The sequence below is a fragment of the Kaistia defluvii genome, from assembly GCF_026343955.1.
Lineage (GTDB): Bacteria > Pseudomonadota > Alphaproteobacteria > Rhizobiales > Kaistiaceae > Kaistia > Kaistia defluvii.
Window position 1 is genome coordinate 60,088 of the sequence record NZ_JAPKNI010000009.1, and the last position, 17,104, is coordinate 77,191.

Sequence of the window (17,104 nt, forward strand, 5' to 3'; positions counted from 1 at the left end):
CGTTGTTCTTGGCTGTATCGCCGGCCGCCTCGCGCAGAGGCCGTCAGTCGTCCAGCGGCAGGTATCGTTCATACCAGAGCGCCAGGCCGGAAAGAACCGGATGGCGCAGGCACCGCTTCAGATAGCCCCTTACACGGGGAATGTGACGGAGATATTGGGGCTTGCCGGCCGCCGCCGCCAGTCGGGCAAAACCGCCCAGCACCTTGGTCGCGCGCTGCGCGCCCGAGATCGCATAGGCCTCGCGGAAGGCCGCCTCGTCGAAAGCGCCCAGCGCCTTGCGCGCAGCGACATAGCGATCGGCAAGCGCGGTTTCCAGCGCCGGCTCGACCGAAACGCGCACATCCTGCAGCAGCGAGGCGACGTCATAGGCCGAGGCGCCGATCATCGCATCCTGATGATCGAGAATGCCGATCCGGCGCAGGCCCTCGCGCTCCGGCAGCCAGAGCAGGTTGGGCGAATGGAAATCGCGCAGCAGCCAGCTCTTCTCGGTCGCGTCGATCCGGGCGAACAGGTCGCGCCAGACGGCGACAAACTCGGCTTCCGCCTCGTCGGACAGAGAGGCGCCGGTCGCGTGCCTGGCGAACCAGCGCGGCAGCAGGTCGACCTCGATCATCAGCGCTTCAGCATCGAAGGGCGGCACGATGTGGCGGGTGCCGTCCGGCAAGGGCAGCTCGACCGGACGGGGCGTCGCGTGCAGGGCGGCCAGCACGTCGACGGCCACGCCATAGCGCTCGGCATCCGGCTGTCCGTCGACCAGCACGCCCTCATCGCCCAGATCCTCGACCAGCAGCAGCCCGGCCGGCATGTCGGCGGCGAGGATCGCGGGCGCCGAGAATCCGGCGGCGCGCAAGCCGTCGCTCATCGCCACGAAAGGACGGACGGTCGTGGCGCGGTGGGCGAGATCGTCATAGGTGCGGCCATCGCGGACTATCGGGCCCGGCGGCCGTTCCGGCGCGTCCATCAGCACGGCGCGCCTGCCTTCTGGCGCCTCGACCCGCTCGTAAGCGCGCGTCGAGGCATCGCCCTGCAGATGACGGCGGGAAGCCCCGGCAAAACCGCCCTGATCGAGAAAAGCGCGGATCGCCAGCGTGCGTTCCAGCCGCTGCGGCCAGTCGCCGCCACCCGACAGCGTCGCCATCCGGCCGGCGCCATGGATGTCGAGCGCGATCTCCAGCCGGTTGGCCGGGAGGCTTTCCTCGGCCCGCTCCGGCCATTCGACCAGCACGACGCCCTCGCTCACTGCCTCGTCGAAACCGATCTCCTGCATCTCGTCGATCGAGCCGAGGCGGTAGAGATCGAAATGGGCGATCGGCAGGCGGGTGTCATAGGTCTGGACGATGGTGAAGGTCGGGCTCGGCACCTCATAGGCTGCATCCGCCGCCACGGCGCGGATCAGCGCGCGGGCAAAGCTCGTCTTGCCGGCGCCGAGATCGCCACGCAGCGCGATGACATCGCCAATGGCGAGCTTGGCCGCGACATCCTCCGCCAGGCGGAGGGTCGCCGCCTCATCCGGCAGCTCGACCCGGATCGGCTGCAGCGTGCTCATTCAGCGGCAACGGCCAGCTCGGTCGGCCGGATCGGCAGATGCACGCTGACCTCGGTGCCGCGCCCTTCCTCGGAGCGGATGCTGACGGTGCCGCCATGCAGCTCGACGAAGCTCTTGACGATGGCCAGGCCCAGGCCGGCGCCGCCGCGCGCCGAGCCGGCGGCGCGGCTTTCGAAGCGGTCGAACACCGAATCGAGGAACTCCGGCGGAATGCCCGGCCCCTGGTCCTCGACGCTGAACACGATCGCATCGGCCGAACGCTCGGCGCGAAGCACGATCGAGCTGCCATGCGAGGAGAAGCCGACCGCGTTGGAAAGCAGATTGTAGAGGATCTGGCGGACGCGCTTCTCGTCGGCGACGAAGCTGCCGATGCCGGACGGGATATGAGTCTGCAGCACCAGCTGCGATTCCTGCAGCCGGTCGCGCACGCCCTCGATCGCCGCGGCAACCGTGCGCTCGACATCGACCTCGCCGAGATCGAGGGCGATGATGCCGGCATCGACGGTGGCGAGATCCAGGATGTCGTTGACGATGGCGAGCAGCGAGCCGCTCGAGGACAGGATGTAGCCGGTATATTCCTGCTGCTTCTCCGTCAGCGGCCCGATCGAGACATCGGAGAGCAGCTGGGTGAAGCCGATGATGTTGGTCAGCGGCGAGCGCAGCTCGTAGGACACGTGCTGGATGAAGGCGTTCTTCAAGCCGTCGGCCGCTTCCAGCGCGTCATTGCGCTCGGTCAGCGCGCGCTCGACCTGCACCGTGTCGCTGACATCGATGAAGGTGACCATGGTCTGACCGCCCGGCAGCGGCACGGTGGCATAGTCGATGACCCGGCCGTCGGAGCGTTCCATCCGGCCCTGGGTCGGCGCCCTGCCCTCGTCGAGGCCGGCCACCGAGGTGGTGAAGCGCGTCCACGCCTCGGGCGCATCGTGCAGGCGCCGGCAGGCGCGCTCGATCTCGCCGATATGGGGACGCGTCGAGAGAAATTTCTGGTCGAGATGCCAGATGCGGGCAAAGGCCGGGTTGTCGAGGCGCAGGCGGCCATCCGAACCGAACACCGCCACCCCCTCCGCCAGATGGTCGAGCGTCTCGCCCTGGACCTGCGACAGCGCATTGTAGCGGCTCTCGAGCGCCAGCTGCTCGGTGACGTTCTCATAGATCCAGGTAATGCCGCCCTGCGGATGCGGATTGGCGAGCACGCGCAGCGTCTGGCCATCCGGCAGGTGCCACCAATGCTCGCGCGCGTCGAGCGACTGATAGGCGGTGAGCAGCTCGTTGCGCCAGCTCTTGAAGTCGGCCTGTTCCGGCAGCTTGCGGCTGGCGCGCATGCGCTCCAGCACGGCGCTTTCATCCGGCTGGCCGTCGAGGAAGCCGGCATCGAGGCTGAAAAGCTCGCGGAAGGCGGCGTTGTAGGAGCGCAGACGCCGATCCGAGCCGAAGACCGCGACCGCGGTGGCGAGCTGGTCGAGGGTTCGCGCATGGAACTCGACCAGGCGCTTCATCTGGCTCTGCACCGTCTCCAGCTCGGTCGCGTCGATCGCGATGCCGGCGCTTCCGGTGCCGGAAACGACGTCGACCACGTCGAAGATGCGACGCGCGCCGGCGACGATCGCCGGAAGCCGGCGCTCGAACACGGGCTGCTGGTCATGACCGGCGCCGATCGCCTCGCGACCGGCGGTATCGAGAAATTCGAGATTGCGGCTGGCTGCGTCCGCGGCATCCTGCGCCTCGACCGCCCGCGCGAACGCGTTGTTGACCCAGGACAGCTTGCCGTCCTTGCCGCGAATCCAGACCGGCATCGACGTCGCCTGGAGCAGCGCGCGCATCGCCTCGACATCGCCGGTCAGGCGCTGGTGCCGCGCCTCCAGCTCGGCCAGGGCGAGCCGGTCGCCGGAAAGGTCGCGGAAGCGCGCCACGGCGCGGCCGCCGGCCGTGCGGCCCACCGCCTCGATGAAGCGGCCATTGGCGGTCTCGAGCGCGATGGTGAAGGTATCGCCGCGACGGCGCAATTGTTCCAGCGCCGCATCCAGGCGGCCGGCGGCGTCGGGCGTCAGCCAGGTGCCGAAGGCGAGGAAGGCGGCGCGCTCCTCGGGAGCGGCGCAGGCCTTGGGCAGGCGGCCCATCACCAGCGGCGGCTCGCCGGGCGCGCTCCAGGCGACCAGGCGCTGGTCATCGGCGTCGACCAGCGCTTCGGCCCGGTCGGCCGTGGCCTTGAGATCGGCGAGACGGTGCTTGAGGGCGGCGTTCTCCGCCTCGGCGCGAGCGCGCGCCCGCAACAGCGCCACGGCGCTGAGCACCGAGAAGGCGACGACGCCGAGCAGCGCACTCGCCATCGCGGTCTTGCCGGCATCCAGCGATCCCGTCGAAGGCTCGGCGGCCAGCGCCTCGCCGGCAACCAGCGCGATGCCGGTCAGCGAGGTCGCCGCGAGCATGGTGTGTCGCAGAGTCGGCAGGACGAACCTCCAGCGGCCTGCGCCGCGAGTTCCGTCCAAATTCCTGCGATGCCAAAGCATGTGCGGCAGGGCCCTTCCGCCGTCAGAGAAATGAAATCGACCCGTCCCGGCGCCGATGACGAACTCCGGCCTCACGCGAATCAACCCCAATGTAGCGGGTACGGGAATCCGGTGTGAAGCCGATGACGACGAGAAAAAGGCCATGCGGGGGACCCGCATGGCCTGGGATTGTCAGTTGATCGTGGTTAACCGCCAGTTAAGACGGAGCGCCATCAAAATATAGCGCCTGCAAACTTGGACAGCCACGACCGGTAGAGATCGGCTGCGACCGATCGTCAGGGCCGAATTAATCGGTCAGTAACGATAGTGGTCCGGCTTGAACGGGCCGGCCGGCGCGACGCCGATATAGGCCGACTGCTTGTCGCTGAGCTTGGTCAGCTTGACGCCGATCTTGTCCAGGTGCAGCGCCGCGACCTTCTCGTCGAGGTGCTTGGGCAGCGTGTAGACCTTCTTCTCGTACTGGCCCGGCTTGGTCCAGAGTTCGATCTGCGCCAGCGTCTGGTTGGTGAAGGACGCCGACATCACGAAGCTCGGATGGCCGGTGGCATTGCCCAGATTGACCAGGCGGCCTTCCGACAGAAGGATGATGCGGTGGCCGTCGGCGAACTCGATCTCGTCGACCTGCGGCTTCACATTGTTCCACTTGAGATTGCGCAGCGCCGAAATCTGGATCTCGCTGTCGAAGTGGCCGATGTTGCAGACGATGGCGCGGTCCTTCATGTCCCGCATATGGTCGATGGTGATGACGTCGACATTGCCGGTCGCGGTGACGAAGATGTCGGCGCGCTTGGCGGCGTCGTCCATCGTCGTAACCTCATAGCCTTCCATCGCCGCCTGCAGGGCGCAGATCGGATCGACTTCGGACACCAGCACGCGGCAGCCGGCCTGGCGCAGCGACGCGGCCGAACCTTTGCCGACATCGCCGAAGCCGGCGACCATGGCCACCTTGCCGGACATCATGACGTCGGTGCCGCGGCGGATGCCGTCGACCAGCGACTCGCGGCAGCCATAAAGGTTGTCGAACTTCGACTTGGTGACCGAATCGTTGACGTTGATGGCCGGGAAGAGCAGCGTGCCCTTCTTCTGCATCTCGTACAGGCGGTGAACGCCCGTGGTCGTTTCTTCGGTGACGCCCTTGATCGAGCGGGCGATCTCGCCATACCAGCCGGGCTTCGAGACCAGGCGCTTCTTGATCGCGGCGAAGAGGACTTCCTCTTCCTCGTTCTCGGGCTTGTCGAGGAAGGCGGTGTCGCCGCCCTCGGCGCGCAGGCCGAGATGGACCAGGACCGTGGCGTCGCCGCCATCGTCCAGGATCATGTTGGGGACGCCGCCGTCATGCCATTCGAAGATGCGGTGGGTGTATTCCCAGTAATCCTCGAGGCTCTCGCCCTTGATGGCGAAGACCGGGATGCCGGAAGCGGCGATCGCGGCGGCGGCGTGATCCTGGGTCGAGTAGATGTTGCACGAGGCCCAGCGCAGGTCGGCGCCGAGCGCCTTCAGCGTCTCGATCAGCACGCCGGTCTGGATGGTCATGTGCAGCGAGCCGGCGATGCGGGCGCCCTTCAGCGGCTGCGACGGGCCGAATTCGGCGCGCACGCTCATCAGGCCGGGCATCTCCGTCTCGGCGATCGAGAGTTCCTTGCGGCCCCAATCGGCGAGGCCGATATCCTTGATGGCGAAGTCGTTGGCGGCAACCATCTTGCTGATCTCCATGCGTTGGGTTTGTCGCGCTTATAGCGGAGACAGCGCCGGGCAGCAATCAGGATATAAAGATGTCTTTATGTCGCCAGCAGGAAGCGGCGTCGGACGGCGCTATTCCTCTTCGCCGAACCGGTCGGCCACCAGCGCCGCGATGGCCTCGAGGGCGGCTTCGGCATCCGGGCCTTCGGCCGCGACGCGGATCGACGAGCCGATGCCGGCCGCCAGCATCATCAGGCCCATGATCGAGGTGCCGCCGACCGTGTTCTGGTCCTTCGACACGGTGATCGAGGCCTCGAAGGAATCGGCGCATTGCACGAACTTGGCCGAGGCCCGGGCGTGCAGGCCCTTGCGGTTGAGGATCGGCAGGTCGCGATAGAGTCCGGTCGTGTCGATGTCTGTCATGCTGGGCGCTTCAATGTCCTGCCAGAACCTGGCTGGCCACATTGATGTATTTGCGGCCGGCTTCCTGCGCGCCGATGACGGCGTCGGCCAGAGGCTTGTCGATGCGGACGCTGGCGAGCTTGATCAGCATCGGCAGGTTGACGCCGGCGATCACCTCGACACGGCCGGCTTCCATGACCGAGATCGCCAGATTGGAGGGTGTGCCGCCGAACATATCGGTCAGAAGGATGACGCCACTGCCATCATCGACCCGAAGCACGGCTTCCAGGATGTCCTGACGCCGCTGCTCCATGTCGTCTTCCGGACCGATCGCGATCGTCTCGATCTGCGTCTGGCGACCAACCACGTGTTCCAGAGCCGCCCGAAATTCGGTTGCGAGCTGGCCGTGGGTTACAAGGACGAGCCCGATCATGCCCTTCGAATACCTGCTTTTCTCAGTTCGGGCTCCGATGGAAGCCCAGGAAAACGTCGAGACCGCTTTTTGTGGCGGCCGGTCATGATCGGCCATGGCGCCGCATCTTGACCGAACCCTACCGCAACGCAAGAAAAAAGCGGGGCGCTCTCCATACGAACAAGAACGATACTAGACAATCGCTGAACGGAACGCCAATGCGGCGCGAACCCGGATCCAGCCATCCGCCTGCCCCAGCGGAAGGGCGAGCCGGCGGACCGCGACGCCCTCGATCTGCGCCGTGCGATCGGCCTCTTCCGGCATGCGGGCGCATCGCTCGATCGGTTCGAGATCCACAACAAGATCGATCGAAACCGGCGACAAATACGGCACGGTAACAAGGCCCTGGCCCCGAATCTCCAGAAGTCCGGCCAGAATGCCGGGCACGCTGGCCTGCAGGCGCCCGGCCACGGCGGCGAGGTGGACGCGGTCATCCGCCACCAGCCGGCTCGCCGGCCGGTCGGCCATCAGTAGCGCCAGAAGCAGCGACGATTTTCCACACCCGGAAGGCCCGCGGATCAGCACGCCCGCGCCATCGACCCACACGGCGCTGGCGTGGACCGTGCCCGCCATCGCGGTCACGCGTCGGCCGCGGGCAGGCGGACGGTGAAGCGCGCGCCGACGATCTCCGCGCGGTCCGCCTTTGTCAGTTTGCCCTTGGGACGGTTCTCGGCCCAGATCCGGCCGCGATGCGCCTCGACGATCTGCTTCGAGATCGAGAGGCCAAGGCCCGAATTCTGGCCGAACGCCTCCTGCTCGGGCCGGTCGGTATAGAAGCGCTCGAAGATCCGCTCGATCTGCTCGGCGCGGATGCCCGGCCCGTCATCCTCGACGACGACGTCGACGGAGGTGCCGCTGCGGCGGACGAACACCCGCACGGCGCCGTCCGGACGGCAGAAGGAACGGGCGTTATCGATCAGATTGGTGAACACCTGCGCCAGCCGGCTGTCATGGCCCAGCACGATGAAGGCATCGGTCTCCTCCGCCTCGGCGATCTCCAGCGCCACGCGCGGTCCCTCCGGCGGGGTGGTGTCGCGCGCCATCGACACGACGGCCTCGACCACGGCGGCGACATCGACGGGCGCCGCATCCTGGCGGGCCAGTTCCGCATCCAGCCGCGACGCGTCGGAAATGTCGCTGATCAGGCGGTCGAGACGGCGGACGTCGTGCTGGATGATGTCGTTCAGGCGCTTCTTGGAAGCGGCCGTCTTGGCGAGCGGCAAGGTCTCGACGGCGCTGCGCAGCGAGGTCAGCGGGTTCTTCAGCTCATGGCTCACGTCGGCGGCGAAGCTCTCGATCGCCTCGATCCGGTTGAACAGCGCGCCCGTCATCTCGCGAAGTGCCTGCGACAGGTGGCCGATCTCGTCGCGACGGTTGGAGAAATCCGGGATCTGCGGGCGGGCCGTGACGCCCCGGCGCACGCGATCGGCCGCATCGGCCAGCCGGCGCAACGGCACGGCGATGGTGCTGGCAAGCAGGATGGAAAGCAGCACGACCACGCCGGCCGAAACCAGGAAGACGCGCACGATCGCCATGCGCTCGGCATGCACGATCTGGTCGATGTCGCCTCCCTGCGTCGACAGCAGCAGCACGCCCAGAACCGAGCGATAGCGCTGGATCGGCACGGCGACAGAGACGATGAGTTCGCCGCGATCGGTGATGCGGACAATCGAGGAGGGCCCGCCATCCAGCGCGGTGGCGACTTCCGGATAGCCGCGGCCGTTCGAGCCACCGAGCTCCTGGTAGATCGGCAGGTCGTCGCGCTGCAGATGGACGTTGAACCACTGCCAGATGCGGTCGAGCAGCGCCGGCTCCTCGTCGGCCGGGGGCAGGTCGAAGCGCAGGATCTGGCCGCGCGAATAGAGATGGCGGGAATCGACGACCAGGCTGCCGTCGCGATCATAGATGCGGGCGCGGGTGCGGGTCGGCGAGATCAGCCGGCGCAGGACCGGCGCGACCCGCTCGGGATTGATCGGGAAATCCAGCCCCTCAATCGAGTTCTCGCCGGGCACCAGGCTTTCCCCGGCCTGCAGTTCCAACAGTTTGTCGGGATCGATGGTGAGATTGTTGGTCTCGACCGTCGCCGAGGCGGCGATCGCGCCGGCAATGATCTCGCCCTGGGTCAGCAGACTCTCCAACCGGGCATCGATCAGGCCGGCGCGGAACTGGTTCAGATAGAGAATGCCGGAGACGAGGACGATCAGCGCCGCCAGATTGAGGATGATGATGCGGCGCGTCAGGCTCGAAAAGGCGTGCGGGCCGATCGAACGCACCATGCGGCCGAGCACGCGGCGCAACATGCGCAGGCGAAACCGCCACGGTCGCCTGCGCGTCGCTACAGTCGGCTCCTCGATGCTGATCGTCATGCCTCTCTGCGCAGCCCGACTTCGCGTCAGGCCTCCTTGAAGCGATAGCCGACGCCGTAGAGCGTCTCGATCATGTCGAAGTCATCGTCGACGACCTTGAACTTCTTGCGAAGCCGCTTGATGTGGCTGTCGATGGTGCGGTCGTCGACATAGACCTGATCGTCATAGGCGGCGTCCATCAGCGCGTTGCGGCTCTTGACGACGCCGGGACGCTGCGCGAGCGCATAAAGGATCAGGAACTCGGTTACGGTAAGCGTGACGGGCTGGCCATTCCAGGTGCAGGTATGGCGCTCCTGGTCCATGGACAGCGCGCCGCGATCGAGATTGCGGGCGGCGTCCGGCACCTTGGCGGGCGTGACCGCCTCGCGCGGCTGGAAGCGGCGCAGCACGGCCTTGACGCGCTCGACCAGCAGGCGCTGCGAGAACGGCTTCTTGATGAAGTCGTCGGCGCCCATCTTCAGGCCGAACAGCTCGTCGATCTCGTCATCCTTGGAGGTCAGGAAGATGACGGGGAGGTCGGTGCGCTGGCGCAGGCGGCGGAGCAGCTCCATTCCGTCCATGCGCGGCATCTTGATATCGAGAATGGCGAGATCCGGCAGCGATTGCTGGAAGCCATCGAGGGCAGAGGCGCCGTCCGTGTAGGTCTGAACGCGATACCCCTCGGATTCCAGTGCAATCGACACGGAGGCGAGGATGTTTCGATCGTCGTCGACCAGAGCGATCGTCGGCATAGATGGGCTTCTCCCGAAAGCTGCCCCGAATGGGCGTTGACCGGCCTGTCGGCAAGCTGGTGTCGCGTAAGCTGCAAGCCCCACCTAAACGTCGCAGGATTACGCGGAAAATATGGCGCGCAGCCTAGCGGATTTAAACCGGCGACGCCAACCATCCGGAAAAGTTCCATCCGATGAGAGACATACAAACATGATAATGGTAATCAGCTTTCGAGATCGCTAGTCCCAAGGAAGGCAATATGCTCGAGAATGCACCCTTCGATCCGGTCGCAACCGGTCGTGCCGTTATCCGCAGCACCATCGCCGGCAGCCTCGCCACGCTGGATGAAGCCGGCAATCCGTTCGCGACGCTGGTCACCATGGCGACCCTGCCCGATGGCCGCCCGATTCTCAGCCTGTCCGACCTGGCCGTCCACACCCACAATCTGAAGCGCGACCCGCGTGCCTCGATGCTGCTGGTCGCCCCCGGCGGCGAGGGCGGCAACCCGCTTGCCGGCGCCCGCATCACCCTCGTCGGCACGTTCGAGCGCAGCGACGATCCCCATGTCGCCTGGCGCTATGCGCTGCATCAGGGCAAGGCCGCCAGCGCCTCCGCCCTGCCCGGTTTCCACCATTACGTGATGAACGTCACCGGCTCGCATCTCGTCGCCGGCTTCGGCAATATTGCGCAAGTTCCGGCAAAGGATCTGATCCAGGATCTCTCGGACTGCGAAGATCTCCTGGCCGGCGAGAAGATGGTCGTCGAGCATATGAATGACGATCACGCCGACGCCATCGCGCTTTACGCGATCAAGCTGCTCAATCTTCCCGGCGGGGCCTGGCGCATCACCGGCTGCGACCCGGAAGGCATTGACATTGCTACCAGCAAGCTGCGCGCACGCTTGCCTTTTCCGGCCCGCGCGACCTCGGTCGCCGAGGCCGGCGGCTACCTGAAGTCCTTCGCAAAACAGGCGAGATCGCTGGAACAATAATGTTATTTTGCAAACAAATAGAATATTCTGTTTGTTTGGAGTTCAAATTATTGGGTTCTGCCTCTCCGTTGCTTGGGGCTGGACCGATTAAATCGTTTTAATGAGGTCACAATAACTGGAGCCATCCGGTTTTTGTTGCAGTTGCGAAATCCGATCCACTAGGTTCTGGCCTGTCGGCAGCATCGGCCGCCGACGGAGCCGGTGTCCCGCTCTTGTGCGGTGCACCCTTTCCCGGAGCGAGGCCTCGCGAAGGAAGCGAGCGCCTCTCAGAGGAGACGACCCTGTGAGCGAGAACGGCATTCGCAATCCTGCCCATGGCGCCGAGCAGTTCGGCTTGAAGTGGCTGGCCGGTCTCTATTGGAACTATGGGGCGCCGGCTCTCTATGAGGAATCGCTGCGCCGCGGCGAGGCCATCGTGTCGATCGATGGCGCGCTGACGGTCGAGACGGGCGTGCATACCGGCCGCTCGCCGCAGGACAAGTTCGTCGTGCGCGACGCGCTGACCGAGAATGCGGTGTGGTGGGACAACAACAAGCCGATGTCGGCGGCCCATTTCGACACGCTGCATGCCGACATGCTCGCCCATGCCGCCGGCCGCGAATTGTTCGCCCAGGATCTGCAGGGCGGCGCCGACCCGGCGGAAGCCGTCGCGGTGCGCGTCTTCACGGAAAAGGCCTGGCACTCGCTGTTCATCCGCAACCTGCTGATCCGTCCGGATGCGGCGTCGCTCAAAGCCTTCGTGCCGAAGCTGACCATCCTCGACCTGCCGAGCTTCAAGGCCAATCCGGAACGGCATGGCAGCCGCACCGAGACGGTGATCGCCTGCGACTTCACCCGGGGCATCGTGCTGATCGGCGGCACGTCCTATGCCGGCGAGATGAAGAAGGCGGTCTTCACCTATCTGAACTTCACCCTGCCGCCCAAGGGCGTCATGCCGATGCACTGCTCGGCCAATGTCGGGCCGGACGGCGACACGGCGGTGTTCTTCGGCCTGTCGGGCACCGGCAAGACCACCCTCTCGGCCGATCCGACCCGCACGCTGATCGGCGACGACGAGCATGGCTGGGGGCCGGAAGGCGTCTTCAACTTCGAAGGCGGCTGCTACGCCAAGACGATCAAGCTCTCGGCCGAGGCCGAGCCGGAGATCTTCGCCACCACCAAGCGCTTCGGCACGGTGCTGGAAAATGTCGGCATCGACCCGGTCACCCGCGAGGTCGACTTCAACGACGCCTCGAAGACGGAGAATACCCGCGCCGCCTACCCGCTCGACTTCATCCCGAATGCGAGCGCCACGGGCCGGGCCGGCCATCCGAAGACGATCGTCATGCTGACCGCCGACGCCTTCGGCGTGATGCCGCCGATCGCCAAGCTGACCGCCGAGCAGGCGATGTACCACTTCCTGTCCGGCTACACCGCCAAGGTCGCCGGCACGGAAAAGGGAGTCACCGAACCGCAGGCGACCTTCTCGACCTGTTTTGGCGCGCCCTTCATGCCGCGCCATCCGGCCGAGTATGGCAATCTGCTGCGGAGCCTGATCGCCGAGCACGGCGTGTCGTGCTGGCTGGTCAATACCGGCTGGACCGGCGGCGCCTATGGCACCGGCCGCCGCATGCCGATCAAGGCCACCCGCACGCTGCTGACGGCCGCCCTGAACGGCTCGCTGGATGACGGCCGCTTCTACACCGACCGCACCTTTGGCTTCCAGGTGCCGACGGACGTCGCCGGCGTCGAGCCGCATATCCTGCATCCGCGCAAGACCTGGGCTGACAAGCCCGGCTATGACGCGCAGGCGGCCAAGCTGGTCGGCATGTTCCTGAAGAACTTCGAGAAGTTCGAAAGCCATGTCGACGCGGAAGTGGTTTCCGCCGCACCGGGCATGGTGGCCTAGACCGATCGGGACGGCCTTTTCGAAGGACCGCGCCTTCGCTACCCTCCCAGGCTGACCTGCGCAGCCTGGGAGTTTCTCATGCCACCGCCGATACCCGTGGAGCTCGAGCCGCATTCGCCGGACTGGCTCGAAGCCGCAGCCCGTGAGGCGCAACGCCTCGCGGAGGCGCTCGGTCCCTACCTCGTCGCGGTTCACCACATCGGATCGACCGCGATCCCCGGCATCGCCGCCAAGCCCATTCTCGACCTGATCCCCGAAGTCCGCTCGCTCGCCGAGTTCGACGCCTGCCAGCCCGTCCTGTTGCAACTCGGCTATGAGTGGTGGGGCGAGTACGGCATGGCGGGTCGACGCTACGCGACGCTGACCGACGGCGCGACGGGACGGCGCTGCATCCAGCTCCACGTGTTCGCGACCGGCTCGCCGCATATCGAGCGTCACCTGGCCTTCCGCGACTTCCTCCGCGCGCATCCGCCGAAGGCTCGGGAGTACGAGGCGGTCAAGCTCCGGAGCCGGGACCAGCACCCCGACAATTCGCACGCCTATTCCGACGCCAAATCGGCATGGATCCTCACAACCGAAGCCGAGGCCATTTCGTTCTACCGCGGCGGCTGAGACGGCAGGCGGCGACCGACGATGAAGGCCAGCCTCCCTGCAGTCCCAACAAAGACTGGCAGCCACTCCTCGACTATGGAAACCGCGCGCTCGCTATATTCGGTGAGGTCCCATCCGCGTGCTGCTACGAGCCATCGCCCGCGGGCAGGCGCAGCTTAATAGGCGACCACTCTGCTGGCAGACTCCTTACGTCCTCAGTCGCCCCAATCGGGTCGATCGCTGTCTGGCAGTGTGGCAGTCACCACGCTAACCTCATGCGCCATAAATCGTAGGGGCGCGGGAATGTCGCAACGCTTTGATCGTGTCGTCAGCCTTGGTCAAAGCTGCCGCGCCAAGTTCCACCTGGAACGGCATTGGGGGACTGCGCGGCAGAACGGCAGCGATCAGGTCCTGGTCAAGACAGTGTTTGACTGGCAGGTGACTCCCAACGAGACGCTGCTGGTCTACATGGCCAATGACTTTCGCGGCATGATGGAGCGCGCGGATCTCGGATATCGGGACGGCCGGGTGGTCAACAATCGTTACGGCACACTCCACCTGCACGATTTTCCACCGAACCCGGTTCTAGCCGATCATTTCGACGCTTCGCGCAGCCGGCATGACCATCTCTGCGCACGCACCCGCGATGCCTTCGCCTCGCCGCTGACGACCCTGTTCGTGCGCTACGAGACCATGTCTCCCCACAGCGAGCGTCGCCTGCGCCGTTCCATTGCGCGTCTCCGCGCAGGCCGGCCGTTCAGGTTGGCGGTGATCAGCGACGACGGACAGACGCCAACGGATCCGTCCCAGGACTGGCAAGGCAACTGGCACCATTGGGATGCGGAACTCGCTCGCTTCGAAATCGCGACCGAGGGTCCGGTGCGAAGTAGCTTTACCACAAACTTGCGCATGGCAATGGGCCGCGCTGCCGCAAGCATCCGGCCGAGACGCTCCTGAGCGGGGTACCCCAGTCGATACGCGGTCCCAGATGGCCCGGGTTCCTTCGCGGCTTGCCTGCTGGCGACGAAACGAAAAAGGGCCCGGCGATTGCGCGCCGGGCCCTTTCGGATTTCGCGGAGGAGGCGGCGATTACTCGCCGGCGGCTTCCGTCTTTTCCTTGATCTCTTCGCCGGTCGTCTGGTCGACGACGCGCATCGAGAGGCGGACCTTGCCGCGCTCGTCGAAGCCCAGCAGCTTGACCCAGACCTTGTCGCCTTCCTTGACGACGTCCTGGGTCTTCGCCACGCGCTGGTTGGACAGCTGCGAGATGTGGACCAGGCCGTCCTTGGCGCCGAAGAAGTTCACGAAGGCGCCGAAATCGACGGCCTTCACGACGGTGCCCTGGTAGATGGCGCCCACTTCCGGCTCGGCTGCGATGCCCTTGATCCAGTTCAGCGCGGCGGTGATCGCCTTGCCGTCCGACGAGGCGACCTTGACCGTGCCGTCATCCGAGATGTCGATCTTGGCGCCGGTCTTTTCCACGATCTCGCGGATGACCTTGCCGCCCGAACCGATCACTTCACGGATCTTGTCGGTGGGGATCTGGATGACTTCGATGCGCGGAGCATGCTCGCCCAGCGACGGACGCGCGGTGGTCAGCGCCTTCGCCATCTCGTTGAGGATGTGCTCGCGGCCGCCCTTGGCCTGGTCCAGAGCGACCTTCATGATCTCTTCGGTGATACCGGCGATCTTGATGTCCATCTGGAGCGAGGTGACGCCCGCTTCCGAACCGGCGACCTTGAAGTCCATGTCGCCGAGATGATCCTCGTCACCGAGAATGTCGGAGAGAACCGCATAGCGGTCGCCCTCGAGGATCAGGCCCATGGCGATACCCGCCACCGGACGCTTCAGCGGCACGCCGGCATCCATGAGGGACAGCGAGGTGCCGCAAACGGTTGCCATGGACGACGAGCCGTTCGATTCCGTGATCTCGGAAACGACGCGCAGCGTGTAGGGGAACTCGTGGTGGTTCGGCAGAACCGGGCGGACAGCGCGCCAGGCGAGCTTGCCGTGACCGATTTCGCGTCGGCCGGGCGAACCCATGCGACCGGTCTCACCGACCGAGTAGGGCGGGAAGTTGTAGTGCAGCAGGAAGGTTTCCTTGTAGGTGCCTTCCAGCGCGTCGATGAACTGCTCGTCATCGCCGGTGCCCAGCGTGGCAACCACGAGGGCCTGGGTCTCGCCACGCGTGAACACGGCCGAACCATGCGTGCGCGGCAGGACGCCGACTTCCGAGACGATCGGACGGACCGTCTTCAGGTCGCGGCCGTCGATGCGGCTGCCGGTGTCGAGGATGTTCCAGCGAACGATCTTCGCCTGGAGTTCCTTGAAGACGGCACCGATCTTTTCCTTGTCGAAGCGGGGCTCTTCTCCCTCGGGGAAGAAGTGCGCCATCACCTTCGCCTTGACGGCGTCGACGGCGGCGTAGCGGTCCTGCTTGACGGTGTTCTTGTAAGCAGCGCGCAGTTCCGACTCGGCGAGGCCGAGCATCTCCGTCTCGATCGCCGAGAGATCGGCGGGAACGAATTCGCGCGGCTCCTTGGCGGCCTTCTCGGCGAGCGAGATGATCGCATCGATCACCGGCTGGAAACCGCGATGACCGAACATCACGGCGCCGAGCATCGTCTCTTCCGAAAGCTCCTGGGCTTCCGATTCGACCATCAGCACGGCGTCCTGGGTGCCGGCGACGACCAGATCGAGCTTGGAGCTCTCGTGCTGCTCGAGCAGCGGGTTCAGGACGAACTCGCCATCGATCAGGCCGACGCGGGCAGCGCCGACCGGGCCCATGAAGGGCACGCCGGATATCGTCAGGGCTGCCGAAGCGGCAACGAGCGCGACGATATCGGGATCGTTCTCGAGGTCATGGCTGAGGACGGTCGTGACAACCTGCGTCTCGCAACGGAAACCGTTCGGGAACAGCGGGCGGATCGGACGGTCGATCAGGCGCGAGGTCAGCGTCTCCTTCTCGGAGGGACGGCCTTCACGCTTGAAGAAGCCACCGGGGATCTTGCCCGCGGCGAACGTCTTTTCCTGGTAGTTGACCGTCAGCGGGAAGAAGTCGATACCCGGCTTCGGCTGCTTGGCGGCGACAACGGTCGCCAGCACGGTCGTCTCGCCATAGGTGGCGAGAACGGCGCCATCGGCCTGGCGGGCGATCTTGCCCGTCTCGAGGACGAGCTGACGGCCGCCCCATTCAATTTCGACGCGTTGAACATCGAACATGGCAAATTCCTTTCCTGCGCGGATGCGCCAAAAGAGCCATGAGCAAGACGGCTAGAGGCTTTCGACCTTGCGAGGACAAAGCATCCGGCGATCCTGCCATGGCTCGACCGCTGATCCGCGGGCAATTCGCGCGGCAGCCCCATGCCGCCGCGCCGTACAGGCGTCTTTGGAGGCGGGCCGGAGGCCCGCCTGTCTCAGCGACGCAGGCCGAGGCGCTCGATGAGCGTCTTGTAGCGCTGCTCGTCCGTCTTCTTCAGATAGTCGAGCTGGCTGCGACGCTGGCTGACCATCTTGAGCAGACCGCGGCGCGAATGATTGTCCTTGGCATGACCCTTGAAGTGCTCGGTCAGGTTGACGATCCGCTCGGTGAGCACGGCAACCTGCACTTCCGGCGAGCCGGTATCGTTCTCGACGGTGGCGAATTCCTTGATCAGTTCCGCCTTGCGAGCAGCTGTGATCGACATCGGTTATCCCTTTCCTGGGCTCTAGTCCCGGCTTTCGTGCCGGAAATTCATAAGGTTTGATCGATCCCTGCACGCCCTCCCCGGACCGGCCTCCCGGCCGCGGGACGCTGACGCAGCGTCGATCTCTGACGTACCGGATGGCCGAAACCGTCGCGGTCGCCGCTCGTTCGACGGCCAGTGCCGGGATGTCGTCCAGCACGGTCGTCGCTCCAAGCGACTTCGCCCAGGCGGTCAGGACCGTCCGGGAGCGCGGCCTATATG

At 65.7% G+C, this 17,104-nt stretch carries 14 protein-coding genes; 4 read left to right on the forward strand and 10 right to left on the reverse strand.

Annotated features, from left to right (window positions below; translation table 11 throughout):
• Positions 1-43: 43 nt before the first annotated feature.
• The 8 genes from tsaE to OSH10_RS19390 all read right to left on the reverse strand — a co-directional run bounded on the left by tsaE (position 44) and on the right by OSH10_RS19390 (position 9,707).
• Positions 44-1,546 carry a tRNA (adenosine(37)-N6)-threonylcarbamoyltransferase complex ATPase subunit type 1 TsaE gene (tsaE, locus tag OSH10_RS19355; RefSeq protein WP_266333746.1) on the reverse strand — a complete coding sequence of 501 codons (1,503 nt, stop codon included), beginning with the start codon at positions 1,544-1,546 and terminating at the stop codon, positions 44-46.
• Positions 1,543-3,975, reverse strand: coding sequence for a PAS domain-containing sensor histidine kinase (locus OSH10_RS19360; RefSeq protein ID WP_266333748.1), 2,433 nt, complete (start codon positions 3,973-3,975; stop codon positions 1,543-1,545). The genes tsaE and OSH10_RS19360 overlap by 4 nt, the downstream gene beginning before the upstream one ends.
• A gap of 375 nt (positions 3,976-4,350) precedes the next feature.
• Positions 4,351-5,754, reverse strand: coding sequence for an adenosylhomocysteinase (gene ahcY, locus OSH10_RS19365; protein ID WP_266333750.1), 1,404 nt, complete (start codon positions 5,752-5,754; stop codon positions 4,351-4,353).
• A gap of 114 nt (positions 5,755-5,868) precedes the next feature.
• Complete coding sequence (locus tag OSH10_RS19370) at positions 5,869-6,159, reverse strand: HPr family phosphocarrier protein (RefSeq protein ID WP_266333752.1); 291 nt, start codon at positions 6,157-6,159, stop codon at positions 5,869-5,871.
• A 10-nt stretch (positions 6,160-6,169) separates the two neighbouring features.
• A complete protein-coding gene (locus OSH10_RS19375; protein ID WP_266333943.1) occupies positions 6,170-6,571 on the reverse strand; it encodes a PTS sugar transporter subunit IIA in 402 nt (133 codons plus the stop codon).
• Positions 6,572-6,742: 171 nt separating this feature from the next.
• Entirely contained in the window at positions 6,743-7,183 is a 441-nt protein-coding gene (locus OSH10_RS19380; RefSeq protein WP_266333945.1) for an HPr kinase/phosphorylase, read from the reverse strand.
• A gap of 5 nt (positions 7,184-7,188) precedes the next feature.
• Positions 7,189-8,976, reverse strand: a complete 1,788-nt coding sequence (locus OSH10_RS19385) for a stimulus-sensing domain-containing protein (RefSeq protein WP_407660733.1) — start codon at positions 8,974-8,976, stop codon at positions 7,189-7,191.
• 26 nt (positions 8,977-9,002) lie between these two features.
• The gene (locus OSH10_RS19390) at positions 9,003-9,707 is read right to left on the reverse strand and encodes a response regulator transcription factor (protein ID WP_266333754.1); all 705 of its coding nucleotides are present in this window, start codon (positions 9,705-9,707) and stop codon (positions 9,003-9,005) included.
• 239 nt (positions 9,708-9,946) lie between these two features.
• Between OSH10_RS19390 and OSH10_RS19395 the strand changes: the two genes are divergently transcribed.
• From OSH10_RS19395 to OSH10_RS19410, 4 genes are all read left to right on the forward strand, one after another.
• Positions 9,947-10,678, forward strand: coding sequence for a HugZ family pyridoxamine 5'-phosphate oxidase (locus OSH10_RS19395; protein WP_266333756.1), 732 nt, complete (start codon positions 9,947-9,949; stop codon positions 10,676-10,678).
• A gap of 283 nt (positions 10,679-10,961) precedes the next feature.
• Positions 10,962-12,566, forward strand: a complete 1,605-nt coding sequence (locus OSH10_RS19400; protein WP_266333758.1) for a phosphoenolpyruvate carboxykinase — start codon at positions 10,962-10,964, stop codon at positions 12,564-12,566.
• A 78-nt stretch (positions 12,567-12,644) separates the two neighbouring features.
• Positions 12,645-13,178 (forward strand): GrpB family protein, encoded by a 534-nt coding sequence (locus OSH10_RS19405; RefSeq protein WP_266333760.1) that lies wholly within the window; start codon positions 12,645-12,647, stop codon positions 13,176-13,178.
• Positions 13,179-13,460: 282 nt separating this feature from the next.
• Positions 13,461-14,114, forward strand: coding sequence for a hypothetical protein (locus OSH10_RS19410; protein ID WP_266333762.1), 654 nt, complete (start codon positions 13,461-13,463; stop codon positions 14,112-14,114).
• A 132-nt stretch (positions 14,115-14,246) separates the two neighbouring features.
• Here the strand turns inward: OSH10_RS19410 and pnp are convergent, their stop codons facing one another.
• Both pnp and rpsO read right to left on the reverse strand, forming a co-directional pair.
• Positions 14,247-16,379: a polyribonucleotide nucleotidyltransferase gene (gene pnp / locus OSH10_RS19415; protein ID WP_266333764.1), complete on the reverse strand. Its 2,133-nt coding sequence runs from the start codon at positions 16,377-16,379 to the stop codon at positions 14,247-14,249.
• A gap of 194 nt (positions 16,380-16,573) precedes the next feature.
• A complete protein-coding gene (gene rpsO, locus OSH10_RS19420; RefSeq protein ID WP_266333766.1) occupies positions 16,574-16,843 on the reverse strand; it encodes a 30S ribosomal protein S15 in 270 nt (89 codons plus the stop codon).
• Positions 16,844-17,104: the final 261 nt, after the last annotated feature.

Excerpts from the sequence above, each read along its gene's own strand:
- OSH10_RS19390 (WP_266333754.1), bottom strand. The coding sequence starts at position 9,707 with ATGCCGACGATCGCTCTGGTCGACGACGATCGAAACATCCTCGCCTCC.
- OSH10_RS19405 (WP_266333760.1), top strand. The coding sequence starts at position 12,645 with ATGCCACCGCCGATACCCGTGGAGCTCGAGCCGCATTCGCCGGACTGG.
- OSH10_RS19375 (WP_266333943.1), bottom strand. The coding sequence starts at position 6,571 with ATGATCGGGCTCGTCCTTGTAACCCACGGCCAGCTCGCAACCGAATTT.
- OSH10_RS19410 (WP_266333762.1), top strand. The coding sequence starts at position 13,461 with ATGTCGCAACGCTTTGATCGTGTCGTCAGCCTTGGTCAAAGCTGCCGC.
- OSH10_RS19385 (WP_407660733.1), bottom strand. The coding sequence starts at position 8,976 with ATGACGATCAGCATCGAGGAGCCGACTGTAGCGACGCGCAGGCGACCG.
- pnp (WP_266333764.1), bottom strand. The coding sequence starts at position 16,379 with ATGTTCGATGTTCAACGCGTCGAAATTGAATGGGGCGGCCGTCAGCTC.
- tsaE (WP_266333746.1), bottom strand. The coding sequence starts at position 1,546 with ATGAGCACGCTGCAGCCGATCCGGGTCGAGCTGCCGGATGAGGCGGCG.
- OSH10_RS19360 (WP_266333748.1), bottom strand. The coding sequence starts at position 3,975 with ATGCTCGCGGCGACCTCGCTGACCGGCATCGCGCTGGTTGCCGGCGAG.
- OSH10_RS19380 (WP_266333945.1), bottom strand. The coding sequence starts at position 7,183 with ATGGCGGGCACGGTCCACGCCAGCGCCGTGTGGGTCGATGGCGCGGGC.
- OSH10_RS19395 (WP_266333756.1), top strand. The coding sequence starts at position 9,947 with ATGCTCGAGAATGCACCCTTCGATCCGGTCGCAACCGGTCGTGCCGTT.
- ahcY (WP_266333750.1), bottom strand. The coding sequence starts at position 5,754 with ATGGTTGCCGCCAACGACTTCGCCATCAAGGATATCGGCCTCGCCGAT.
- rpsO (WP_266333766.1), bottom strand. The coding sequence starts at position 16,843 with ATGTCGATCACAGCTGCTCGCAAGGCGGAACTGATCAAGGAATTCGCC.
- OSH10_RS19370 (WP_266333752.1), bottom strand. The coding sequence starts at position 6,159 with ATGACAGACATCGACACGACCGGACTCTATCGCGACCTGCCGATCCTC.